This is a genomic window from Blautia sp. HCP28S3_G10, assembly GCF_052065235.1.
Lineage (GTDB): Bacteria > Bacillota > Clostridia > Lachnospirales > Lachnospiraceae > Blautia_A.
Window position 1 is genome coordinate 14,115 of sequence record NZ_JBQHUL010000009.1, and the last position, 25,233, is coordinate 39,347.

Genomic DNA, 25,233 nt, shown 5'->3' on the forward strand with positions numbered 1-25,233 from the left:
AAGTAAAAAGGAGATACAGAAATGAGAAGTGACGCAGTAAAAACAGGCTCACAGCAGGCACCGCACAGATCACTGTTTAATGCTCTTGGCCTCACAAAAGAAGAAATGGAACGTCCGCTGGTAGGTATCGTAAGTTCCTATAATGAAATCGTACCGGGTCATATGAACCTGGATAAAATAGTAGCAGCTGTAAAGCAGGGTGTTGCCATGGCCGGCGGCACACCGATCGTATTCCCGGCTATCGCAGTTTGTGACGGTATCGCAATGGGACATATCGGAATGAAATACTCTCTTGTGACAAGAGATCTGATCGCAGATTCCACAGAAGCTATGGCAATGGCTCACCAGTTTGATGCCCTTGTAATGGTTCCGAACTGTGACAAAAACGTTCCGGGACTTCTGATGGCAGCAGCAAGGATCAATGTTCCTACTGTATTTGTCAGCGGCGGTCCGATGCTCGCGGGACATATCCATGGTCACAAAACAAGTCTTTCCAGTATGTTCGAGGCAGTTGGTTCCTATGCAGCAGGAAAAATTGACGAAAATGAACTTACAGAATTTGAAAATAAAACATGCCCGACCTGTGGATCATGTTCAGGTATGTATACAGCAAACTCCATGAACTGTCTTACGGAAGTACTTGGTATGGGACTTCGTGGAAATGGAACTATCCCGGCTGTATATTCAGAGCGTATCCGTCTTGCAAAACATGCAGGTATGCAGGTTATGGAAATGTATCGCAGAAATATCCGTCCGAGAGATATCATGACAAAAGAAGCAATTCTCAATGCTCTTACTGTTGATATGGCACTTGGATGTTCCACAAACAGTATGCTTCATCTGCCGGCAATTGCACATGAGATCGGAATGGATTTTGATATCAGTTTTGCAAATGAGATCAGCGAAAAAACTCCGAACCTCTGTCATCTGGCTCCTGCAGGTCCGACTTATATGGAAGATCTCAATGAGGCGGGCGGTGTATACGCTGTTATGAATGAACTGAACAAAAAAGGACTTCTCCATACAGAATGTATGACAGTAACAGGTAAGACAGTCGGTGAGAACATCAAAGACTGTGTAAACCTGAACCCTGAAGTTATCCGTCCACTGGATAATCCGTACAGCCAGACAGGCGGTCTTGCAGTTCTGAAGGGAAATCTTGCACCGGATGGAGGTGTGGTAAAACGCTCTGCAGTTGTCCCTGAAATGATGGTTCATGAAGGACCTGCAAGAGTATTTGAATGTGAAGAAGATGCTATTGCAGCAATCAAGGGCGGAAAGATTGTTGCAGGTGATGTTGTAGTCATTCGTTATGAAGGACCGAAAGGCGGCCCTGGAATGAGAGAAATGCTGAATCCTACTTCTGCGATTGCTGGTATGGGTCTTGGCTCATCTGTTGCTCTTATTACAGATGGACGTTTCAGCGGAGCTTCCAGAGGTGCTTCTATCGGACATGTTTCACCGGAAGCAGCTGTAGGAGGACCGATTGCCCTGGTAGAAGAAGGCGATATCATCAGTATTGATATTCCAAATCTGAAACTGGAAGTAAAAGTTTCTGATGAAGAAATGAAAGCAAGAAAAGAAAAATGGCAGCCTCGTGAACCAAAGGTAACCACAGGATATCTCGCAAGATATGCTGCAATGGTAACATCAGGAAACAGAGGGGCTATCCTTGAAGTACCAAAGGCAAAATAAGGAGGAACCTATCATGCAGCTTACAGGTGCAGAGATCATTATAGAGTGTCTGAAAGAGCAGGGCGTGGATACCGTTTTCGGCTATCCGGGCGGAGCGATTCTCAATGTCTATGATGCTCTTTATAAACACAGTGATGAAATCAACCATGTGCTGACTTCTCACGAACAGGGTGCGTCACATGCGGCTGACGGATATGCAAGGGCTACCGGAAAAGTCGGTGTATGTCTTGCAACCTCCGGACCGGGAGCAACAAACCTTGTAACAGGTATTGCAACTGCTTACATGGATTCCGTTCCTGTAGTAGCTATCACATGTAATGTAGGAAATGCACTCCTGGGAAGAGATTCTTTTCAGGAAGTAGATATTGCAGGTATTGTAATGCCTGTAACAAAACACAGTTATATTGTAAAAGATGTCACTAAACTGGCAGACACTCTCCGCAGTGCATTCTGTATAGCAAAAAGTGGTCGTCCGGGACCTGTCCTTGTAGATGTGACAAAAGATGTGACAGCAGCACCGTGTGAATATACACCACGTCGTCCTGCAACTATTAACCGCGAGACCGAGACAATTACAAAAGAAGATATCAGTCAGGCTGTTGAAATGATAAAAGCATCACAGAAACCTTTTATTTTTGTCGGAGGTGGTTGTGTAATTTCCGGAGCTTCCAGAGAAATTGCAGATCTTGCACATAGACTTCAGTCTCCGGTATGTGACAGTCTTATGGGAAAAGGCGCTTTTTCAGGAGAAGATCCCCTTTACACCGGAATGCTCGGTATGCACGGAACAAAGACTTCAGACCTTGGAGTTACCCAATGTGATCTTCTGATCGTACTTGGCTCAAGGTTCAGTGACCGTGTTACCGGAAATGCAAAAACTTTTGCGAAACAGGCGAAGATCCTTCAGATAGATGTTGATGCAGCTGAAATCAATAAGAATGTTCAGGTAGACGCTTCTGTTGTCGGAGATGTCAGAGAATGTCTCCGCAGAATTCTGGAACTTCTTCCAGAGAAAATGCCGCATCCTGAATGGATCGAACACATCCAGGAAATGAAAGCAAAATATCCGCTTAATTATGACCACAGTCAGCTGACAGGACCATATATTATTGAGAAGCTTTATGAGCTTACAAACGGTGAAGCGATCATTTCCACTGATGTTGGACAGCATCAGATGTGGGCAGCCCAGTATTATAAATACAAAGAACCAAGAACATTCCTGACATCAGGGGGTCTTGGAACTATGGGATACGGACTTGGTGCAGCAATCGGTGCCAAAATGGGCCGTCCGGACAAAATTGTTGTCAACATCGGAGGAGACGGCTGTTTCAGAATGAACATGAACGAGATCGCGACCGCTGTACGTTGTGGTAAACCTCTTGTACAGATTGTCATGAACAATCATGTACTTGGTATGGTTCGTCAGTGGCAGACCCTGTTTTATGGACAGAGATACTCACATACAGTTCTCAATGATGCAGTGGATTTTGTAAAAATTGCTGAGGGTATGGGAGCAAAAGCCATCCGCATTACAAAGATGGAAGAAGTTGAACCTGTGCTGAAGGAAGCACTTAACAGTGACGGACCTGTGGTACTTGACTGCTGGATCGATCAGGATCTCAGTGTATTCCCGATGGTGCCTGCAGGGGCTAATCTTGATGATGTTTTTGATGAGGAGGATATGAAGAACAATGAGCAGAGTGTATAATTTTTCTGCAGGACCGGCTGTATTGCCGGAGCCTGTGCTGAAAGAAGTAGCAGACGAGATGATGGATTACCAGGGCACAGGAATGTCAGTAATGGAAATGAGCCACAGAAGCCCTGAATTCCAGAAAATCATCGATGACGCAGAGCAGGATTTAAGAGATCTGATGAATATTCCTGACAACTACAAAGTACTTTTCCTTCAGGGAGGAGCATCACAGCAGTTTGCCATGATTCCTATGAACCTGATGAAAAACAAAGTAGCTGATTATATTGTTACCGGACAGTGGGCAAAGAAAGCTTACCTGGAAGCCCAGAAATACGGAAAGGTTAACAAGATCGCTTCTTCCGAGGATAAAACATTCTCTTACATTCCTGATTGTAGTGACCTTCCGATCAGCCCGGATGCAGACTATGTATACATCTGTGAGAACAATACAATCTACGGAACAAAATACAAAACACTTCCGAACACAAAAGGTAAAACACTGGTAGCAGATGTTTCTTCCTGCTTCCTTTCTGAGCCGGTTGATGTTACCAAATACGGCATCATCTACGGTGGTGTTCAGAAAAATATCGGACCTGCAGGCATGGTAATCGCAATTATCCGTGAGGATCTTATTACAGAAGATGTTCTTCCTGGTACACCAACCATGCTTACATACAAAACACACGCAGATGCAGGTTCTCTTTATAATACACCAAATGCATACTGCATCTATGTTTGCGGCAAAGTCTTCAAATGGCTGAAAGCTATGGGAGGACTTGAAGAAATGCAGAGAAGAAATATTGAGAAAGCAAAAATCCTCTACGATTATCTGGATCAGAGCAAACTGTTCAAAGGAACAGTAGAGCCTGCTTCCCGTTCTCTTATGAACGTACCTTTCGTAACAGGAGACAAAGACATGGATGCAAAATTCGTAAAAGAAGCAAAAGCAGCAGGTCTTGTAAACCTGAAAGGCCACAGAACAGTTGGAGGTATGCGTGCAAGTATCTATAATGCAATGCCTAAAGAAGGTGTTGAAGCACTTGTTGCATTCATGAAGAAATTCGAGGAGGAAAATGCATAATGTTCCAGTATAAATGCCTCAATCCAATCTCCCAGACAGGTCTTGGCCTGTTTGGAGATGAATACAAACAGACAGAAGAATTAAATGATGCAGATGCGATTCTTGTAAGAAGCGCAAAGATGCATGACATGGAACTTCCGGAAAATGTCAAAGTCATTGCACGTGCCGGCGCAGGTGTAAATAATATTCCGATCGACAAATGCGCAGATCAGGGTGTTGTTGTATTCAATACACCTGGAGCAAATGCAAATGGTGTTAAAGAACTTGTTCTTGCAGGTATGCTTCTGGCTTCCCGTGATATCGTAGGAGGTATTGAATGGGTTGCTCATGAAGAAGATAAAGAACACATCGACAAACTTGCTGAAAAACAGAAAAAACAGTTTGCAGGATGCGAGATCAGCGGTAAAAAACTTGGTATTATCGGACTTGGTGCCATTGGTGCAATGGTAGCAAACTCTGCTACACATCTGGGAATGGAAGTATACGGATATGACCCGTTCATTTCCATTGATGCTGCATGGAATCTTTCCAGAACAATCAAACACAGCAAATCACTGGATGAAATCTACAGCCAGTGTGATTATATCACTATTCATGTACCGCTCAGTGACAACACAAAGAAAATGATTGACAGAGAAGCTTTCACAAAGATGAAAGACGGAGTTGTTCTTCTGAACTTTGCAAGAGACCTTCTTGTTGACGAAGAAGCTCTTGTTGAAGCTCTCGACAACGGAAAAGTCAAAAAATATGTAACTGACTTTGCAAATCCACTTGTAGCAGGAAGACCTGGAATTCTTGTAACACCACATCTTGGTGCTTCTACAGAGGAATCCGAAGAAAACTGTGCAGTTATGGCGGTAAAAGAGGTAAGAGATTTCCTCGAAAACGGAAATATCAAAAACTCTGTCAACTTCCCGAACTGCGATATGGGAACATGTGTAGCAGTAGGCCGTATTACCATCTGCCACAAAAATATTCCGAACATGATCAGCCAGTTCACAAAGATCCTCGGAAGCGAAGGCCTGAACATTGCAGATATGACAAACAAGAGCCGTGGAAGCTATGCTTATACGATCATTGATCTTGAAAGTGCTGCATCAAAAGAAGCACTGGACGAGCTTAGGGCGATTGAAGGTGTATCCAAGGTTCGCGTAATTAAATAAAATGATATCAGGTTTTGTATAATTCTGAAAAAAATAAAATCCCGGACAGAAATGTTCGGGATTTTTGAAGTTTAAAAAACTATTTACGACTTTCGATAAATGTCAGCACATCTTCTCTGGAAGGCATTACACGAAGTGCGCCTTTGCGTGTGGTGATAAGTGATGCAGCTGCATTTGCAAAGGTGAGAAGTTCTTTCAGATTGTCAGCTGTAAGTTTCTCGAGGTCGTGATCAAGAACATAATTCAGTGCACTTGCGCAGAAAGTGTCACCTGCTCCTGTAGTTTCGATGGTATTTTCCTGAAGGAAAGGAGCTGCCTCCACGATCATATCCCTGTAATAGGCACGGCTGCCGTCTTTTCCCATTGTGATGAGAACAAGAGTGATATTGCTGTATTTTTCCATGATCATTGCAGCACCTTTGTCGTAATCTGTAGTACCGCACATAAATTCTACTTCATTATCAGAAATTTTCAGGATATCACATTTGCCCATTCCATATTCAATCTCAACTTTGGCGTCGTCCAGTGATTTCCAAAGCGGAGGGCGGAGATTCGGGTCAAAAGAAATAATACTTCCGGCTTCTTTTGCAACGTCAATGGCATGTCTTGTCGCTTCGCGTACACCTTCATGAGTGGAAGAAAGAGTTCCAAAATGAAAGATACGAGATGCACGGATCAAATCTTCTGATACTTCATCTTTGGTAAGCATCATGTCAGCACCAGGGTCACGGTAAAAAGAGAAATCTCTGTCTCCATCCGGATATGTATGAACGAATGCCAGAGTAGTGTGATAAACGGGATCCATGATAAGATTGCGTGTATCAATACCGACTTCTTCTACCGCATTTTTCAGCTGTGTACCGAACATATCTTTACCGACTTTGCCGATGAAAGCTGTTTTTTTGTTCAGTTTTTCAAGCATGGCAAGCACATTACAGGGAGCTCCACCCGGATTCGCCTCCATTAGAGGATTTCCCTGAGAACTGGTACCGTTTTCAGTAAAGTCGATAAGCAGTTCACCAAGAGCGGTTACATCAAATAACTTGTTTTCCATGTTAAATAAACCTCCTGAGTAAAAATATGAATAAAACACTGCTTTAAATTTATATCAGACAGATGCTTTTGTCAAACAAATTTGAGTATATTCTTTATTTTTAGGATAAAAAATGATAAACTGATTACAAAACCTACTGTTGTTGGAGACAATAGCAGTTTACCAGAGATTGGAGGCTGATAATATGAGCAGCAAAGCGTATGAATATATGGACTGGCCCGGAATTGAGGCAGTTGTTTACGGAGAAGAAGCATCACCGAAAGATGTTATGGCACCGAAGCTGACAAAAGATGGTGTACTGATACAGGGATTTTTTCCAGAGGCAGAGAAAGCTGAAGTACTTATCGGGACTAAAAAATATCCCATGGAGCAGGAAGATGAGGCGGGATATTTTGCAGCAATGATCCCCGGAAGAAAAATCCCGTCTTATCGGTTTGTCATAACAAAGAGCGGTAAAACAACAGAGCAGGAAGATGCTTATGCTTTCCCGGGGCAGATCACCGAAGAGGAAGAAAAAGCCTTCTGCGCAGGTGTTTATTATCATGCGTATGAGAAACTTGGCGCACATGCTACAGAGATAAACGGAGTAAAAGGAACTTCCTTTGCAGTATGGGCTCCGAATGCAGTTCAGGTAAGCATAGTCGGTGATTTTAATGACTGGGACGGAAGGCGTCATCCAATGCACAGAATGCCTATGTCCGGAATTTTTGAACTTTTTGTTCCGGGCGCAGCGCCGGGAGATCTCTATAAATACCAGATAAAGATTAAAGGCGGTGCAGTGCTGATGAAGACCGATCCGTATGGAAACTGTACTGAGATGCCGCCGGCAACAGCTTCTGTTATCACAGAGCCGTCTGCTTATTCATGGGAAGATTCTGACTGGATGAAAAACCGTGTTAAATTTAAGAGCCGCAAAGAACCTGTATCCATTTATGAGACATCTCTGAAAGACTGGGATACTCCGGAAGAGCTTGCTGATTTTGCAAAGAAACTGAATTATACTCATGTGGAACTTCATCCTGTCATGGAATATCTCAATGAAGAAGACGGGGAGTATGGTACATTTGCATATTATGCAGTTACCAGAAGATTTGGAAAGGCAGATAAGCTGAAAACTCTGATCAACGAACTTCACAAAAATGGAACAGGCGTGATTCTTGACTGGACACCGGCACATTTCCCGCGTCATGAAGAAAGCCTGGAGAAATTTGACGGAACACCACTTTATGAAAACCCGGATCCGTCTATGGCAATTCACCCGATCTGGGGAACTTACCTTTACAATTATGACAGTCCCATGGTCCGGGATTTCCTTCTTGCAAATGCTTTTTACTGGCTTGAGGAATTCCATTTTGATGGACTGAGACTTGACGACGTGGACTCCATGCTTTATCTGGATTATGGCAGGGAATATGGTCAGTGGAAACCGAATATTTATGGAACTAATGAAAATCTTGCAGCAGTGGAATTTCTGAAACATCTCACTTCCATAGTGAATAAAAAAGTTCCAGGTGCTATTCTGATCGCACAGGAGGATGGTCTCTGGCCGGAACTTACTGATTCTGTTGAAAATGATCATGTGGGATTTGATTACAAATGGAATAATAACTGGACAGAAGATTTTGTGGCATATCTTTCCAAAGATCCGATTGAACGACAGTATGTGCACGATCAGCTGACACTTTCCATGCTGTATGCATATTGTGAACATTATGTGCTGACGCTTGGCTGCCGTGATGTGGGTAATGTAGAAGAATTTATGAAGAAACTTCCTGGAGACGAGGCGCAGAAACTGGCGCAGATCAGAGCTGCCTATGCTTACATGATGGTTCATCCCGGGGCAAAGATGATGGCGCCTGGCAAAGAACTTCCCGAGAGTCTGGTAGGATTTATTCATGACCTTAATGAAATGTATCGTACACACCCGGCATTGTCCAGAATGGACGATGATTATGATGGCTTTGAGTGGATTCAGCTTATGAAATATGAAGAGAATGTGCTGACTTTTCTTCGTAAGACCGAGAAGCCGGAGGAAACTCTTCTTGTGATCTGTAATTTTGCGGCTGTTCCGTATATGGATTATCAGGTGGGTGTTCCGTTCTACGGCAAATATAAGGAAATCTTTAATACAGACCGTAAAGAATATGGCGGTGAGGGAGTTGTCAATCCGAGAGCAAAGACCAGCAGACAGGAAGAATGTGATGAGAGAGAATTCTCTGTTAAATTCAAAATCCCGGCTCTTGGTGTGGCTGTATTTTCCTGCACACCAGTCAAAAAGAGAGAGGCAGCTGCTTCTCCTGTGAAGAAAAAACCGTCAAAAACAACGACAAAGAAACCGAGAGTTTCTACTGCAAAGAAAAAAGCGGCTGCCAGACCGGCAGCAAAGAAGGCTGTCTGACCAGATTGTTGTTTAGCGCAGCGGCATTAGAAGAATTTGTTTGAATTTTATAATTATTCTTGATTTTTCATAAAAATCTAGTATAATATACTTGTGCTGTAAGCGCAGGCTGAAATAGCTCAGTTGGTAGAGCACTTCACTCGTAATGAAGGGGTCGTGGGTTCGAGTCCCATTTTCAGCTTTAAAGTCTCTGAATTGTTCAGAGACTTTTTTTATAATATATACAACAGGAGATGAAGCCAGTGGATGATACAGAACAAAGAATCATTCAGCTGATAGATGCAAACAGGGAAAAAATCATTTCTTTTGCTGAAGATATTCAGGCACATCCGGAGCCTGGATATGAAGAAACAAGAACAGCTGCAAAAACAGCAGATTTTTTGAGATATCTCGGATATAAAGTGACAGAGGGACTTGCCCTGACAGGTGTAAGCGGTGAAGCCGATATGAATCCGGAAACCCGCACAGAGAAAAAATCCGCATCAGAGTTCGCTCCAAAAACCGGATCCAATATCACGGTAATCGGAGAGATGGATGCTATAGGCTGCCGCACGCATCCAAAAGCAGATCCGACTACAGGAGTGGCACATGCCTGTGGACATCATGCACAGATGGCTGCCATGATAGGTACTGCCATAGCTATGGCAGATCCTGCAGTACGTGAAAAAATGTCAGGTTCACTTACTTTTATGGCAGTTCCGGCAGAAGAATATATAGATGCTGACAAGAGACTTCGTCTGAAAGAGAAGGGAATCCAGTTCTGCTGTGGCAAAAGTGAGCTTATCCGGACGGGTGCTTTTGACAAAACAGATATCGCAATGACGACACATGTGCATATGGTACCTGTAGAAGAAGATTTTTATCTGGGAAATCCTGCCTGCAACGGATATACTGCAGAACGAGTTACCGTAAGAGGAAAAGCAGCCCATGGAGCCATAGACCCATGGAATGGAGTCAATGCCCTGAGCATCACTACCAGCGCCATTAATATGATGGGAATGATGCGGGAGACTTTCCGGGAAGAAGATCATGTCCGTCTTCATAATGTGATCCGTAAGGCTGGAGATGTGATCAACAGCGTTCCCGATGAAGCAGTTGTAGAAACGAAGGTACGTGCAGCTTCACTGGATAAAATAAAAGAAATCATGGATATGATGAACCGTGCTTATGATGGAGCGGCCTATGCGTTTGGCGGCAAAATTGAGAGGGAAGTTCTTCAGGGCTACATGCCGATCATTCCAAGAAAGGCAGACGATGTGCTGACAGAAGCAGCAGAGGAACTTGAACTGGATTATCGAATGGTAAAAGACGGCGACTTTAACAATGCATGTACAGATGTGGGAGACTTGAGTCATCTGCTTCCGGTTGTCAATTTTACCTTCAGAGGATTTGAGGGAAAACTTCATGGTACGGATTTCAGAATCACAGATCCGGAGAAAGCTTATATTCTTCCGGCGAAGCTGACTGCACTGACTCTATATAAACTTCTGAAAGATAATGGTAGAAAAGCTGAAGAAATTACAAGTAATTTTAAACCATATTTCAGTAAAGATGAATATATACAATATGTGCAGAATCAGTTATAATACTAACACATTAATACAGTAGGAATAATGGAGAAAGACGGAATCTCCATATAAATAAAATCAAAACATCAGGAGGTCAGACAGAAGACAGAATGGCAGAAGTATGTTTGGAATTAAATAATATCACGAAATCATTTACAAAAGAGGAATCTGTTCTGAAGGGAATCAGCCTCACCATCGACAAGGGCGAATTTATTACACTTCTTGGATCTTCAGGCTGTGGCAAGACAACCACACTACGTATTGTAGCAGGACTTGAGATGCCTGATTCAGGAAAAGTATTTCTGGAGGGAAAAGACGTAACAGAACTGGCCCCTGAGGAAAGAGATGTGAACACAGTTTTTCAGAATTACGCATTGTTTCCGCATATGAATGTAGCAGACAATATTGGATACGGTCTGAAACTGAAAAAAATCCCCAAAGCTGAGATACGTAAAAAAGTTACGGAAATGCTTGAACTGGTGCAGCTTCCGGGATTTGAAAAAAGAAAACCGTCCGAACTTTCAGGAGGTCAGAAACAGCGAGTTGCGATTGCCAGATCTTTGGTAAACAATCCAAGAGTCCTTCTCCTTGATGAACCTCTTGGGGCACTGGATCTTCAGCTTCGTCGCGCCATGCAGATCGAACTTAAGAAACTTCAGAAAAAACTAGGAATCACCTTTATTTATATTACTCATGACCAGGAAGAAGCAATCAACATGTCAGACAGGATTGCGGTTATGAATAATGGTAAATTTGAACAGATAGGAACACCGGATGAGATATATAATCATCCGAAAACGAGTTATGTGGCAACTTTTGTCGGAAACTCAAATATTCTGAAGGGTACTGCAGAAAGCTCCAAAGAAAACATTGTAAATATCAAAGTTTCGGGCGGCACAGTTCCGGTATTCAATGACGGACCTACAGTAAAAGGAGGGGAAAGTGTGACACTTGCAGTAAGAAGTGAAAACATTCATCTGGACGAGACAGGAACGAAAGGAATTCCGGCAGAAGTAGTTGAGAAAAGTTTTGCAGGCGGTATGCTTCGTGTCGTTCTGAAGCTTCAGGATGATACTGAGATTATTGCAAGCCGCTACGGAATTGATGCGGGGGTACAGCCAGGTCAGAAAGTCAGCTGCTCTTTTGCAGCAGAAGATGCAGTTCTGGTGGACAGGGAGGTGCCTAATGCGTAAGCAGAGATCCGGCTCTGTCTGGATGATACTGCCCTTATATATTTTTACACTGGTTTTTGTTGCAGGCCCACTTATCTATATGTTTGCGATAAGCTTTGCAAAACCAAGGGCAGGTCACGGAGTAGAGTGGATCTTTACACTGGAAAACTACAGGAAAATCCTGGATCCCGTATATATGAATACTTTTGCAGGATCTTTTCAGCTGGCAGTAACAAGTACACTGATCATCTGTCTGATTGGTTATCCATTTGGATATTTTATGGCAAAACTTTCCGAAAAATGGAAAAAACGTGCCATGATTTTTCTGATGCTGCCGTTCTGGGTAAATTCCCTGATTCGTCTTTATGGCTGGATGATTATTCTCCAGACGAAAGGTCTTCTGAATCACGTGCTGAAAAGTCTTGGGATTATTGAAAAACCTCTGAGGATCCTGTACAGTTACCCTGCGATCGTTGTCGGCATGATTTATGTGCTTTTGCCATTTATGATTCTTTCCGTATATTCAAGTGCGGAAAAACTGGACTGGTCACTGGTGGAAGCTGCAAGAGATCTGGGAGCAAGCCCATTTAAGGCATTCTGGACAGTATCATTTAAACTGACTCTGCCTGGACTTCTTTCAGGAGTGATTCTAACATTCATTCCTTCTATGGGGCTTTTCTTTATAGCAGACATTCTTGGAGGAAATAAGATCGTACTTGTGGGAAGCCTTATCCAGGAGCAGATGACAAGGGTCAATAACTGGCCGTTTGCAGCTGCGCTTGCGGTGGTGCTTATGATACTTACGACACTAATGATCCTTCTTTATCGCAGGATCACAAATGCAAAAGAATTGGAGGGTGTGGGATGAAAAAGAATTCAAAACTCTCCGGGTTTTACCTTGGACTTATTTTTGTACTGATGTATCTGCCCATAGCGGTTGTCATTGTATTTTCTTTTAATGAATCAAAACTTCCGGTAAGGTTTACTGGATTTTCCCTGAAATGGTATCAGGAGCTGATCCATGATGATGCCATCCTGGAAGCACTTGGAAACAGTCTTTTCCTTGGAGTGGTCAGCTGTCTGGTTTCGGCTGTGATCGGAACCCTTGGAGCAGTAGGACTCTCAAGGATCCACTGGAAGACAAAAGGAATTCTTGAATATATTTCCATTATGCCGCTGATGATCCCGGAGATTATTCTTGGTATGGTACTGATGGCCTTTTTCTATATGATGAATCTGCCTTTCGGCATGCTGACACTTCTCATCGGGCATACCGTTTTCTGTGTACCGTATATTCTCATGGAGGTGAAGGCAAGGCTGGCGGGAATGGATCCGTCTCTTGAAGAAGCTGCAAGAGATCTTGGGGCAAGACCGATTCGTGCATTCTGGGACATTACACTTCCGCTTATCATGCCGGCAGTACTTTCCGGATCACTCCTTGCGTTTGCGATGTCCATGGATGATGTGGTAATAAGTATCTTTATTAACGGACCACGGCTTTCCACACTGCCGATCAAAGTTTATACACAGCTGAAGACAGGAGTTACACCGGAGATCAATGCTCTCTGTACGATCATGCTTGCAGTGACCATATTGATTCTTCTGGTGTACAATCTGATAAAACACTTTTCAACAGAACGAAAGTAAGATATACTAAATATGATATGAATGCTTGAAGAGAGCGTTTAATATAAGGAGGACAAATATTATGAAAAAATTAGTGGTATGTGCTCTGTGCGCAGCAATGGTTGTACCTGCAATGGCAGTATCTGTCAGTGCAGATTCCAAAGAACTTGTACTCTACACATGGGAAAACATGTTCCCTCAGGAAGTTCTGGATGGATTTGAAGAAGAAACAGGAATCAAGGTTGTTTATTCTAATTTTGATACTGATGAAACAATGCTTGAAAAACTTTCCATGGCTAAAGGCGGAGATTATGATGTGGTTGTTGCAGATGACTATATCATTCAGACTGCTATTGAAGAAGGCCTTGTAGAGAAACTTGACAAATCCAAGCTTTCAGGCTGGGACAATATCAATCCTCTTTATCAGGGACAGTTCTATGATCCGAATGACGAATACACTACACCTTACGGTGCCGGAATTCCGCTGATCGTTTATGATCCGGATATGGTTGATATTGATATCAAAGGATATAATGACCTCTGGGATCCATCTCTGGAAGACAGTATTGCACTGACAGCCAATTACCGTGTGATCAATGGAATCACAAACCTTGCACTTGGTCAGGACTTCAACGATCAGAACGTGGACGATATTAAGAAAACAGGAGAAAAACTTCTGGAACTTGCTCCGAATGTACGTCTGATCCAGGATGACAATACACAGGATTCACTGCTTAACGGAGAGGCAAGCGTTGCTTTCCTTTATACTTCACAGGTAACAACTGCACTTCAGGAAAATCCGGATCTTAAAGTGGTATATCCGGAAGAAGGACTTGGTTTTGGTGTTATGGGAATGTTCATTCCGAGCCAGGCACCTGACAAAGACGAAGCATACCAGTTTGTGGATTATATTCTTCAGCCGGAGAACGCAGCCAAATGTTTTGATTACATCGGATATTATTGTACAAACAAAGCAGCAGATTCCCTTCTTGAAAATCAGGATCTTGTAGTTCCTGATACAGTAACAGAAGGTTCAGCTGTCGAAAACGTCAGTGCAGAGGCAGAGGAACAGTACAATAAAAACTGGACGGAATTTAAAGCTGCCTGCGACTGATACTGACAGGGGGTAGACAAGATGGAAATTTATAAAGGTGTATCCACCTTTTCAGGAATAGCCATCGGAAAAATTCTGTATTACAGCAGAGGAGAATATCAGATACGACAGTGTCTGGTAAGTAACATTAAGAAAGAAATTGCTGATTTTCAGGTGGCACGGAAGCAGGCAATCAGGAAACTCAATGAACTTTATGAAGCCAACCGTATGCTGAATGAAAATGAGGCAAAAAATTTTTTAAGACAGGCAAAGCTCCTGGAAACAGGAAGTTTTCAGAATGCGATCGTGAGCAGCATTACAAATGAGAAGGTCAATGCTGCATATGCGGTCATGACTAATCGTGATGAACTTGTTGATACGTTCCGTAATCTGCAGGAGCCGGTGATCCGTAAGCGCATTTCTGATATACAGGAAATATCAGCACGGTTGATACAGATCCTTGGCGGAGCGTCTCTGCGTATCAATCTTGGAGAAGAACCGGTAATTCTTGTTGCGGAATCACTTTCTCCAACAGAGATCATGGAGATGGACAAGGACAAACTTCTTGCGGTGGTCATGCATCACGGATCTACAGTCTCACATGCATCAATCATGACGAAGACAATGGAGATTCCAACAATTGTAGATATCCCCGTTGATGATGAGTGGGATGGAATGACTGCAATCGTAGATGGATATACAGGAACACTTTATCTGAATCCTGATAATGAAATCCGTAAGGAATACCAGATTCGTCTTGAGGCAGACAGAAAAGAAAAGGAAGAGCTTCTGAAACTCAAGAATCAGAAGGATGTTACAGCTGATGGTCATAATGTTGGACTCTATGCAAATATCGGTAATATGAATGATCTTAGCAGTGTGTCATTTTATGGTGCTTCCGGCATCGGTCTTCTCAGAAGCGAATTCCAGTATCTCGGCAGGGAAAACTATCCGCGTGAGAACGAACTGTACCATGCATATAAGATGCTTGCCGAAACAATGGGTGATCGATTGGCGGTGATCCGTACCGCAGATCTAGGGGCTGATAAACAGGCTTCTTATCTGAATATTCCGGAAGAGACGAATCCAATCATGGGCAACCGTGGTATCCGACTTTGTCTTGACCGGCAGAAAATGTTCAGGGCACAGCTACGTGCCATTTACCGGGCAAGCGCTTATGGTAATCTTGCTATCATGTATCCGATGATTGATTCTGAAGAAGAAATGGATGAGATCGAAAAACTGACAGAGGAAGTCAAGGCTGGTTTGAGGGAAAAGGAAATTCCGTTCAAAGACATCATGACAAGTATTATGATTGAAACACCTGCTGCTGTAATGATCAGCCAGGAACTTGCGAAAAGAGTGGATTTTCTGAGTATAGGAACAAATGACCTGACTCAGTATACCCTGGCAATGGATCGTCAGAATTCGCTTCTCAAGGATAAATATAACGATCACCATCCGGCAGTACTGCGTATGATCCAGATGGTTGTAGAGGCCGGACATCAGGAAGGAAAAAAAGTAGGTATCTGTGGTGAAATTGCAGCAGACACAGATCTTACAGAAATTTTCCTGAAAATGGGTGTCGATTTTCTTTCTGTAGTGCCTGCGTGCATACTTCCTGTACGCAAAGCCATAAGAGAAACAAATCTGGGCACCATAGAGGATTAATATGAAAAAAAGCAAAGTCATTCTTCTTCCCTGTAATTCTTACAGGGAAGAAATTGTTTATAACAGCCTGAAAAAAGGGTTGGAACTTCTTGGAGGAATTCAGTCTCTTGTTGATAAAGAAGAAGCTATTCTTCTGAAACCGAATCTTCTGAAAAAAGCAGAAGTTGACAGAGCTGTGATTACTCATCCGGCAGTTGTGGGTATGTTTGCACGAATCCTCAGGGAAGAAGGTTATAAAGATATTATACTTGCTGATTCCTGTGGAAACGGCAGTACATCAAAAGTCATTCATGGAACCGGAATGGATACCTATCTTGAAGAACTGAACATACCGGCAGTTGATTATTCCAAAGGTACAAAAGTAGAATATCCGGAGGGTATCCAGGCAAAAGAATTTATTATTCCGGAGGAACTGCTGGAAAGAGACTGTGTGATTTCCATATGTAAAATGAAAACACATGCTCTGGAACGCATTACAGGAGCAGTCAAAAACAGTTATGGTTTTATTTATGGATTTCATAAGGCGAAAGGACATACACATTATCCCAGTGCAGACAGTTTTGCAAGAATGCTGGTAGATCTGAACCAGTATGTGAAGCCAAGACTTTATATTATGGACGGGATTGTAGCCATGGAAGGCAATGGGCCTGGATCTGGAGAACCGGTTCCTATGAATGTGATGCTGATGTCAGAGGATCCTGTGGCACTGGACAGTGTATTCTGCCGCCTGATTCATCTGAAACCGCAGCTTGTTCCGACAAATTACCACGGAGAAAAAATGGGACTTGGAACCTGGTCAGAAGAGCAGATCGAACTTGTGACGCCTGAGGGCGAAATAACGCTGAATGATGCAGTTGCCCAGTTTGGAAATCCGTATTTTGACGTAGATCGTAAGGTGATCCGTCATGGAGGCTGGGAACGTCTGGCAAAAGCCCTGAATATTTTTCAGAAGAAACCATATATTGACGAAAATAAATGTGTCTGTTGTGGAATCTGCGTCAACAGCTGTCCGGTGCCGGACAAAGCGGTCAATTTCCGCAGGGGTCGTAAAAATCCTCCCTCCTATGACTACAAAAAATGTATCCGCTGTTTCTGCTGTCAGGAAATGTGCCCTGAGAAAGCAATCAGGGTAAAATAAAACGAAACAAAATAAGAAAGAGAACTGTCTCTGGTCTGATTTGTACTGACCTGGAACAGTTCTCTTTTTGTATACGCTCATTAGCGCACGTTTCTAGCAGATTGTGTCGTGAAGTGCTTTAATGAATGCGGGAGTAGTTCCACAGCATCCCCCCACAACAGATGCACCGTTGTCAATGAGGACTTTCATATAAGATGCAAATTCGTCAGCTTTCATACTGTATACTGCCTGACCGTTTTCGTTGATAGTCGGCATACCTGCATTTGGTTTCGCAATTACAGGGATAGAAACATTTTTTTTGATATTTCTTACTACAGACACAAGCTGGTCCGGACCTACAGAACAGTTGATACCTACTGCATCAGCTCCGGCTGCTTCCAGTGAAACAGCAGCCTCAACAGCATTTCCACCGCTGAAAATACTTCCGTCTGCCTCTACAGTCATGGTACACATGACTGGAAGATCACATACAGAAGATGCGGCATCTACAGCTGCAAGAGTTTCTTCGATATTGATCATTGTTTCAGCGGCAATCAGATCAATTCCCGCATCAGCCAGCAGGCGGATCTGCTCCTGGTACATTTTGAATGCGTCATCATAGGTGTAATCCCCGTCAGAAGTAATAAATGAACCCGAAGTTGTGATGTCTCCGGCTACATAAACACCGTTTCCTGCAAGCTCTTTCGAGTAACCAACAAGTGTACGGTTGATCTCCTCAATATGGTCAGCGAGATCGTGTTTCATAAGGTTTATACGGTTTCCACCAAAAGTGGGCGCGTAGATTACCTGCGATCCGGCCTGTATATAGGATTTCTGAAGGTCCTGAATAACGTCCTTATGTTCAATAACCCATGTCTCTGTGCAGATTCCTCTGGGCATTCCGCTGGCCATAAGGTTAGATCCTGTGGCACCGTCCAGAAGAAGGATATTTTCGGTAAGTTTACGAAATTCTTCTTTTGTCATATCAGTATGTTGCCTCCTTGATGAAAATATATAATATAGCTTTATAAGCTCCGCGTTCTGAAAAATGCTTATGACTTTCCTATTATAGCATGATGATGACACCATAGCAATGAACATATTTTACCAGGTTGCTGTGAACGGAGTGAACAGTAACAAGCGGAGAAGAAACTATGAAAGTATTTCAGGGAGATCGATGAGAAACTGTCAATTGCAGAATATTCATCAGGAGAGGAACTTCTGGCAGATATAGAAGAGGACTCTATTGTTGATGCAGAAGATGGATCTTTCTGGTAAAAGCGAATAATTGCGACAATATAATTCTTTAAAGAAAACCGGTCTCCGACAGTTGCAGGTGGTGCATATGCTAAAATTGTGCAAAGCCTATTGTAATTGACACGTTTTTATGATACAAAAGTATGGTTACTGTAAATATTTTTCTAATGAAAAAGAGGGGATTTTTTTAGGGAGGAATAGCCAATGAGCAATAAGCTGATCGATCTGATCGACATTTCCAAATCCTACGGGATGCAGACAGTTCTGGATGAACTGAATCTTTATATCAGGGAGAATGAATTCCTGACTCTGCTGGGACCAAGTGGATGTGGAAAAACAACTACACTTCGTATAATTGGAGGATTTGAGACACCTGATAAAGGCCGTGTGATTTTTGACGGACAGGATATCACGGATCTTCCGCCTAATAAGCGTCAGCTGAATACCGTATTTCAGAAGTATGCGTTGTTTACGCATATGAATATTGCGGATAATATTGCCTTTGGATTAAAAATTAAAAATAAAAGCAAACAATATATATATGACAAAATCAAATATGCTCTGAAACTTGTTAATCTTGACGGCTTTGAGAAACGTATGCCCGATTCCTTAAGTGGCGGTCAGCAGCAGCGTATTGCCATAGCAAGGGCCATTGTAAATGAGCCTAAGGTGCTTCTGCTGGACGAGCCTCTTGGTGCACTTGACCTGAAATTACGCCAGGATATGCAGTATGAGCTTATCAGGCTGAAAAATGAATTGGGTATTACCTTTATTTATGTTACTCATGACCAGGAAGAAGCACTTACCATGTCAGATACTATTGTAGTTATGAATCAGGGATATATCCAGCAGATCGGTACACCTGAAAAAATCTACAATGAGCCTGAAAATGCTTTTGTTGCTGATTTTATCGGTGAGAGTAATATCATTTCCGCTACTATGGTAGAAGACCGGATGGTTAAGATCCTGGGTGTTAATTTCCCGTGTGTGGATGAAGGATTCGGCCAGAACAAACCGGTGGATGTTGTGATCCGGCCGGAAGATATTGATCTGCTGAAGCCTGGTGAAGGAAGTATTGACGGTGTAGTTACGCATCTAATTTTCAAAGGCGTCCATTATGAAATGGAAGTTATGGCAAACAATTATGAATGGCTGGTGCACAGCACAGACATGTTCCCTGTAGGATCGGAGGTCAGTATTCATGTGGATCCTTTTGATATCCAGATCATGAACAAACCGGAATCTGAAGATGAGGAGGCGGTTAATGTTGAAGAATAAACGTTTACTGGCCGGCCCATACCTCTTCTGGTCAGTATCCTTTGTGGTGATTCCACTCCTGGTTATCGTTTATTATGCGTTTACCAGTGATGAAGGAAGTTTTACATTTTCCAACCTGGCACAGATCACCACACCGGAAAATCTCAAGGCACTTGGAATGTCAATTCTTCTTTCATTCCTGAGTACCGTTATCTGTCTGGTTCTTGCATATCCGCTGGCTATGATTCTGAGCCAGAAGCAGGTAAGCCAGACAAGTTTCATTGTTCTGATCTTTATTTTGCCGATGTGGATGAATTTTCTGCTCCGTACACTGGCATGGCAGACACTGTTGGAAAAAAACGGTGTCATTAACAGCGTTTTGAGTTTTCTCCATCTGCCTGCGCTTGAGATCATCAATACACCTTATGCGATCATTCTCGGTATGGTGTATAATTTCCTGCCGTTTATGGTACTGCCGATCTACAACGTTCTGATCAAGATTGACAATAATGTTATCAATGCAGCGCGCGATCTGGGAGCAAATCCCGTACAGACATTCTGCAAAGTCGTTTTTCCTTTAAGTATTCCGGGAGTGATCAGTGGAATTACAATGGTCTTTGTACCTGCACTGACAACTTTTGTTATTTCGGATCTCCTTGGAGGCGGCAAGATTCTTCTGATTGGTAATGTGATCGAGCAGTCTTTCAAGCAGAACAGCAACTGGCATGTGGGAAGCGGGCTTTCCCTTGTGCTGATGGTATTTATCATCGCAAGTATGGCTATGGTGGCAAAATATGACAAAGAAGAAGGAGGGTCAGCATTTTGATAAAAAAATATTTACAGAAGATATATCTGGCCCTTATTTTTATAATCCTTTATGCACCGATCGTTACACTGATCGTACTGTCTTTTAACCAGTCAAAGACGCGGGCAAAGTGGGGCGGATTTACTCTGAAATGGTACAGGGAACTTCTGAAAAATGAGCAGATCATGAGTGCTTTTTATACAACACTTATCATTGCCTTTGTTTCAGCAGCAGTTGCAACCGTTATAGGAACAGCAGCAGCGATTGCAATCCAGAGTATGAAACAGAAGTGGAAAACACTTTATATGGGTCTTACAAACATTCCCATGATGAATGCAGAAATCGTAATGGGTGTTTCCCTGATGCTTCTCTTTATTGCATTTCATATGACACTTGGTTTCGGCACGATCCTTATCGCCCATATTACGTTTAATATTCCTTATGTGATCTTAAGTGTGGCACCCAAGCTGAAACAGACGAACCGTTATACATATGAGGCAGCCCTTGACCTGGGTGCATCACCTCTGAAAGCTTTTTTCAAGGTTGTTTTCCCGGATATCGTGCCTGGTGTTCTTTCCGGATTTATGCTGGCTTTTACAATGTCTCTGGATGATTTTGTTATCACACATTTCACGAAGGGACCGGGAATCGATACGTTGTCCACGAAGATTTATACAGAAGTACGTAAGGGTATCAAACCTGAGATTTACGCACTTTCAACGATTATGTTTGTGACAGTGCTTGTCCTTCTTCTGCTGATCAATTATTCACCGAAAGAAACAGAAGAGGTGAATGTAAAGAAAAAAGTACGCAGGCCTTCCAGAGTAAAAAATATCGTGATCCGTAGAGTGATTCCGGCAGCCATCTGTATTCTGTTTATCGGCGGTGGATTTTATTATGCAGAAAAGAGTGACATGCTTAACAAAGAAAAAGTTGTAGTTTATAACTGGGGTGAGTATATTGATCCTGAAGTTCTGACAATGTTCGAAAAAGAAACAGGGATTGATGTTGTCTATGAGGAATTTGAGACAAACGAGATTCTTTATCCTAAGGTAAGCTCCGGTGCTATTGCCTACGATGTAGTCTGCCCGAGTGACTATATGATTCAGAGAATGATCGAGAATGACCTGTTGACTGAGATTAACTTTGATAATATTCCCAATATCAAAAACATTGGACAGCAGTATATGGATCAGTCCCGGCAGTTTGATCCGGAAAATAAATATTCCGTACCGTACTGCTGGGGAACCGTGGGTATTCTTTATAATAAGACCATGGTAGATGAACCGGTAGACAGCTGGTCCATTCTCTGGGATCCGAAATACAAAGATAATATTCTTATGCAGGATTCCGTACGTGATGCTTTTGGCGTCACACTTAAATACCTGGGTTATTCACTGAATTCCACAGATCTTGATGAACTGAATGAGGCCAAAAATCTTCTGATCGAGCAGAAGCCTCTTGTTCAGGCATATGTTATTGATCAGGTTCGTGATAAGATGATCGGAAATGAGGCAGCGCTTGGTGTTATTTATTCCGGTGAGGCAATTTACACACAGAAAGAAAATCCGAATCTTGAATATGTGATTCCGAAGGAAGGTTCCAATATATGGATCGACTCCTGGGTTATTCCAAAGAATGCGGAGCATAAGGAAAATGCAGAGAAATTTATTAACTTTCTGTGCAGACCGGATATTGCACTGATGAATTTTGAGTATATCACTTATTCTACACCGAATGAAACTGCAAGAGCACTGATTGAAGATGATGATATCAGAAACAGTGAGATCGCATTCCCGGATCTTTCACAGTATGATAATCTGGAGACCTTCCAGTATCTTGGTACAGAAGCAGATCAGGTATATGGAGATCTCTGGAATAAAGTAAAATCTTCATGATAATTGAATGCTGTAAATAAAATGATAGTAAAAATTCAATAAAATGAAAAATTTCCCCCAAGTTGTGTATCTGTGTATATACTATACTCAACCTGGGGGTTTTTAGGAGAATGATTTTATATGAAAACAGAGAAAATTTCAAATTATCAGAAACTTTGCGGGGAGTGGGCGGAGAAGTTTCTTCTTATGGACAAAGAAGAGCTTATGAAGAGACTGCCTGAATTAAAAAGAGAGAAAGACTATATGACGATCTGGCACTTTGGGGTGAAATTCGGTGTCAGCGAAAAAGACGGAAGTATTATCTGCATGAGTGAGGAACGGGAACCGGAGGTTACAGAAATGCTCAATATTTATACACTTCTGGGATACGTGAAATCAGATGCTTTTTTTATGAACAAATGGGTGCCTTTTGCAGATCTGCGTGGCGCAAGGCCGTTTGGACCTGCGTATAAGATTGGTGTGACAGATGTATTTGCTGCAACTTTTTCAGACCATGAGGAAGAACTGAGAGAGGCTTTTGAGAAGCTGAATGGAAAAGTTCTCCCACAGGGCGACGTGGGGTACGAAATTCAGGCGTTTAACTGTGTACCCATGCGGTTCTATTTCTGGGATAGAGATGAAGAGTTTGAGGCACAGAGTAATATTCTCTTTGATTACAGCGCGACAGATTTCAATCATGTGGAAAGCGCTGTTTCCACAGCAGAAATGGGAGTGAGACGTCTGGCAGAGCTGGCGGGACTTCCGCTTAAAGGGAAATCTTTCGGAATGCAGTAAGCAGGAATGCTTAAAAAGAACAGTTGTCCTCACAGAATATCTTTGATATACTGAAATTAACAATATATGTCAGCAATGACAGAAAACATGACGTTTATGACAGTAAAAGGGTTGGAATACTTATATGAAAGAACCGGAATTAAAAAATCTTCAGTCCAAACTGGATGATCTGGAACTCGTACTGCATCAGATGGTACTGATAGACAGAGCAATAGATATTGAAGAGCTGAACAGCGCACTGCAGCTTTTGCTGGAATCCATAGGTGATTATACGAGGGCTGACAGGGTATACACTTTTGAATATTCAAAGGAAACCGGGATATATCGAAACTCAAATGAATGGTGCGCAGACGGAGTGGTTTCACAGATTGATAATCTGCAGTCTGTTTCTGACAGTGAAATGCCATACTGGCATGACAAGTTTCTCGTGGGCGACAGTGTTGTAATTGAAAATCTCGATGAATACAGAGAAATCATGCCATTGGAATATGAGATACTGAAACCGCAGAATGTACATACGGTAGTTGTTTTTCCAATGTATCATCAGAAAGACCTGAAGGGATTTATCGGACTGGATAATCCAGTGTTGGACAGGTCAAGGCGCTTTATCAATCTTCTTGCTGTTGTAGGCGGACATCTGGGAAGTGCTTATGACAGTATTTATAAAGAACAAGAAATTGCAGACAAAGAGCTGATAGCAGAAGAAGCCAACAGAGCGAATGAAGCAAAGACAGAGTTCCTTTCCCGCATGGCGCATGATATCCGGACACCTATGAATGCAGTTATGGGATTTGCAGAGATAGCCGAAAAACATGTGGATGACAGTGAGAAGGTAACAGAATATCTTGGAAAAATACGTACGGCAGGCAGCTTCCTTCAGCAGATCGTAGATGATGTGCTGGATCTGACCAGAATAGAAAGCGGCAGGATGACACTGAATCCTGAGGTGGTTTCCATACATGGATTTCTGGAAGAGTATTTTGACATAATGAAAGAAATCCAGATGGACAAAAATCTTCGGTTCAAATGTGATTTTCATGATATTATCCACTCATATCTTATTTTTGATCCGCTTAGGCTGAAACAGATATATATGAACCTTCTGTCAAATGCAGTCAAATATACTCCTGAAGGCGGGGAGGTCCGGTTTGAAGTATTTGAAGAGGAGATACCGGACAGTACTGATTTAAAACTGGTTTCTGTTATCAGTGATACCGGAATTGGTATGTCTGAAGAATATATGCAGAAAATGTACGACAAATTTACCCGTGCCGTGGATACCAGAGTAAATGAGGTCAGAGGAAGCGGCCTGGGACTTTCTATAGTAAAAGGAATCGTTGACGAAATGAAGGGTACCATAGAGGCAGAAAGCAGACCTGGAAAAGGTACAACCTTCCGTATAGAACTGATCATTCCCTGGAGAGATAAAACAGAAGATACAAAAGACAGTTTTCTGGTAAAAACGGATAGGCTGTTTTTCAGAAATCGAAACGCAAAAATTCTTGTTGCCGAGGATAATGAACTCAACTATGAGGTGGCAGAAGAACTTCTCAAAAGTTATGGAATTACCTGTGAACGTGCGGAAAACGGACATGTATGTATCCGTAAATTTAATGATTCGGAACTGTTTGAATATCAGGCAATTCTGATGGATGTACAGATGCCGGTCATGAATGGCATTGAAGCAACAAAGAAATTAAGATTACTGAAAAGAAAAGACGCACAGACAGTTCCTGTTATTGCACTGACAGCAAATGCATTCAAAACAGACATGGAATGCTGTCTGGCAGCAGGGATGACGGCGCATCTGTCAAAACCGCTGGATGTCAGAGAACTGATAAAAATATTATATAAACATCTGCATGGAGAAGAATCTGCGCAGGTCTGATATAAGTGTATTGAGAGGTAATG

At 42.5% G+C, this 25,233-nt stretch carries 19 protein-coding genes and 1 tRNA gene; 18 read left to right on the forward strand and 2 right to left on the reverse strand.

The window, feature by feature from the left end:
- The first annotated feature begins 21 nt into the window (after positions 1 to 21).
- The 4 genes from ilvD to ACTNB8_RS05705 are packed head-to-tail and all read left to right on the forward strand — an operon-like array spanning position 22 to position 5,632.
- Positions 22 to 1,695: a dihydroxy-acid dehydratase gene (gene ilvD, locus ACTNB8_RS05690; RefSeq protein ID WP_296156735.1), complete on the forward strand. Its 1,674-nt coding sequence runs from the start codon at positions 22 to 24 to the stop codon at positions 1,693 to 1,695.
- 13 nt (positions 1,696 to 1,708) lie between these two features.
- A complete protein-coding gene (ilvB, locus tag ACTNB8_RS05695) occupies positions 1,709 to 3,403 on the forward strand; it encodes a biosynthetic-type acetolactate synthase large subunit (RefSeq protein WP_441053046.1) in 1,695 nt (564 codons plus the stop codon).
- Complete coding sequence (gene serC / locus ACTNB8_RS05700) at positions 3,387 to 4,469, forward strand: 3-phosphoserine/phosphohydroxythreonine transaminase (RefSeq protein WP_441053048.1); 1,083 nt, start codon at positions 3,387 to 3,389, stop codon at positions 4,467 to 4,469. Before ilvB ends, serC begins: the two co-directional genes overlap by 17 nt.
- The gene (locus tag ACTNB8_RS05705; RefSeq protein ID WP_441053050.1) at positions 4,469 to 5,632 is read left to right on the forward strand and encodes a phosphoglycerate dehydrogenase; all 1,164 of its coding nucleotides are present in this window, start codon (positions 4,469 to 4,471) and stop codon (positions 5,630 to 5,632) included. Before serC ends, ACTNB8_RS05705 begins: the two co-directional genes overlap by 1 nt.
- 79 nt (positions 5,633 to 5,711) lie before the next feature.
- On the opposite strand, the gene ACTNB8_RS05710 is transcribed toward ACTNB8_RS05705, so the two are convergent.
- On the reverse strand, positions 5,712 to 6,686 hold the full coding sequence (locus ACTNB8_RS05710) for a carbohydrate kinase family protein (RefSeq protein WP_441053052.1): 975 nt from the start codon (positions 6,684 to 6,686) through the stop codon (positions 5,712 to 5,714).
- A gap of 184 nt (positions 6,687 to 6,870) precedes the next feature.
- Here ACTNB8_RS05710 and glgB point away from each other — a divergent pair, with 184 nt between their 5' ends.
- The 9 genes from glgB (at position 6,871) to ACTNB8_RS05755 (ending at position 17,352) form a co-directional block, all read left to right on the forward strand.
- Complete coding sequence (glgB, locus tag ACTNB8_RS05715; RefSeq protein ID WP_441053054.1) at positions 6,871 to 9,084, forward strand: 1,4-alpha-glucan branching enzyme; 2,214 nt, start codon at positions 6,871 to 6,873, stop codon at positions 9,082 to 9,084.
- A 108-nt stretch (positions 9,085 to 9,192) separates the two neighbouring features.
- A tRNA-Thr gene (locus ACTNB8_RS05720) sits at positions 9,193 to 9,265 on the forward strand.
- A gap of 52 nt (positions 9,266 to 9,317) precedes the next feature.
- On the forward strand, positions 9,318 to 10,670 hold the full coding sequence (locus ACTNB8_RS05725) for a peptidase dimerization domain-containing protein (protein WP_441053055.1): 1,353 nt from the start codon (positions 9,318 to 9,320) through the stop codon (positions 10,668 to 10,670).
- Between the two features lie 92 nt (positions 10,671 to 10,762).
- Positions 10,763 to 11,845 carry an ABC transporter ATP-binding protein gene (locus ACTNB8_RS05730; protein ID WP_441053057.1) on the forward strand — a complete coding sequence of 361 codons (1,083 nt, stop codon included), beginning with the start codon at positions 10,763 to 10,765 and terminating at the stop codon, positions 11,843 to 11,845.
- Positions 11,838 to 12,692: an ABC transporter permease gene (locus ACTNB8_RS05735; protein WP_441053059.1), complete on the forward strand. Its 855-nt coding sequence runs from the start codon at positions 11,838 to 11,840 to the stop codon at positions 12,690 to 12,692. Before ACTNB8_RS05730 ends, ACTNB8_RS05735 begins: the two co-directional genes overlap by 8 nt.
- Positions 12,689 to 13,471 (forward strand): ABC transporter permease, encoded by a 783-nt coding sequence (locus ACTNB8_RS05740; protein ID WP_296157387.1) that lies wholly within the window; start codon positions 12,689 to 12,691, stop codon positions 13,469 to 13,471. The genes ACTNB8_RS05735 and ACTNB8_RS05740 overlap by 4 nt, the downstream gene beginning before the upstream one ends.
- Before the next feature lie 61 nt (positions 13,472 to 13,532).
- Entirely contained in the window at positions 13,533 to 14,564 is a 1,032-nt protein-coding gene (locus tag ACTNB8_RS05745; protein ID WP_441053061.1) for a polyamine ABC transporter substrate-binding protein, read from the forward strand.
- Positions 14,565 to 14,585: 21 nt separating this feature from the next.
- The gene (gene ptsP, locus ACTNB8_RS05750; protein ID WP_441053062.1) at positions 14,586 to 16,214 is read left to right on the forward strand and encodes a phosphoenolpyruvate--protein phosphotransferase; all 1,629 of its coding nucleotides are present in this window, start codon (positions 14,586 to 14,588) and stop codon (positions 16,212 to 16,214) included.
- A gap of 1 nt (position 16,215) precedes the next feature.
- Entirely contained in the window at positions 16,216 to 17,352 is a 1,137-nt protein-coding gene (locus tag ACTNB8_RS05755) for a DUF362 domain-containing protein (RefSeq protein WP_441053064.1), read from the forward strand.
- Positions 17,353 to 17,445: 93 nt separating this feature from the next.
- On the opposite strand, the gene ACTNB8_RS05760 is transcribed toward ACTNB8_RS05755, so the two are convergent.
- Positions 17,446 to 18,315 carry a homocysteine S-methyltransferase family protein gene (locus ACTNB8_RS05760; RefSeq protein WP_441053066.1) on the reverse strand — a complete coding sequence of 290 codons (870 nt, stop codon included), beginning with the start codon at positions 18,313 to 18,315 and terminating at the stop codon, positions 17,446 to 17,448.
- Between the two features lie 477 nt (positions 18,316 to 18,792).
- On the opposite strand from ACTNB8_RS05760, the gene ACTNB8_RS05765 reads away from it, so the two are divergent.
- The 5 genes from ACTNB8_RS05765 (at position 18,793) to ACTNB8_RS05785 (ending at position 25,210) form a co-directional block, all read left to right on the forward strand.
- The gene (locus ACTNB8_RS05765; RefSeq protein ID WP_441053068.1) at positions 18,793 to 19,866 is read left to right on the forward strand and encodes an ABC transporter ATP-binding protein; all 1,074 of its coding nucleotides are present in this window, start codon (positions 18,793 to 18,795) and stop codon (positions 19,864 to 19,866) included.
- Positions 19,838 to 20,671, forward strand: a complete 834-nt coding sequence (locus ACTNB8_RS05770; protein ID WP_296157396.1) for an ABC transporter permease — start codon at positions 19,838 to 19,840, stop codon at positions 20,669 to 20,671. The genes ACTNB8_RS05765 and ACTNB8_RS05770 overlap by 29 nt, the downstream gene beginning before the upstream one ends.
- Positions 20,668 to 22,548: an extracellular solute-binding protein gene (locus ACTNB8_RS05775; protein ID WP_441053070.1), complete on the forward strand. Its 1,881-nt coding sequence runs from the start codon at positions 20,668 to 20,670 to the stop codon at positions 22,546 to 22,548. The genes ACTNB8_RS05770 and ACTNB8_RS05775 overlap by 4 nt, the downstream gene beginning before the upstream one ends.
- A gap of 120 nt (positions 22,549 to 22,668) precedes the next feature.
- A complete protein-coding gene (locus ACTNB8_RS05780; RefSeq protein WP_441053072.1) occupies positions 22,669 to 23,322 on the forward strand; it encodes a DUF3786 domain-containing protein in 654 nt (217 codons plus the stop codon).
- Between the two features lie 124 nt (positions 23,323 to 23,446).
- Complete coding sequence (locus ACTNB8_RS05785; RefSeq protein WP_441053074.1) at positions 23,447 to 25,210, forward strand: hybrid sensor histidine kinase/response regulator; 1,764 nt, start codon at positions 23,447 to 23,449, stop codon at positions 25,208 to 25,210.
- Positions 25,211 to 25,233: the final 23 nt, after the last annotated feature.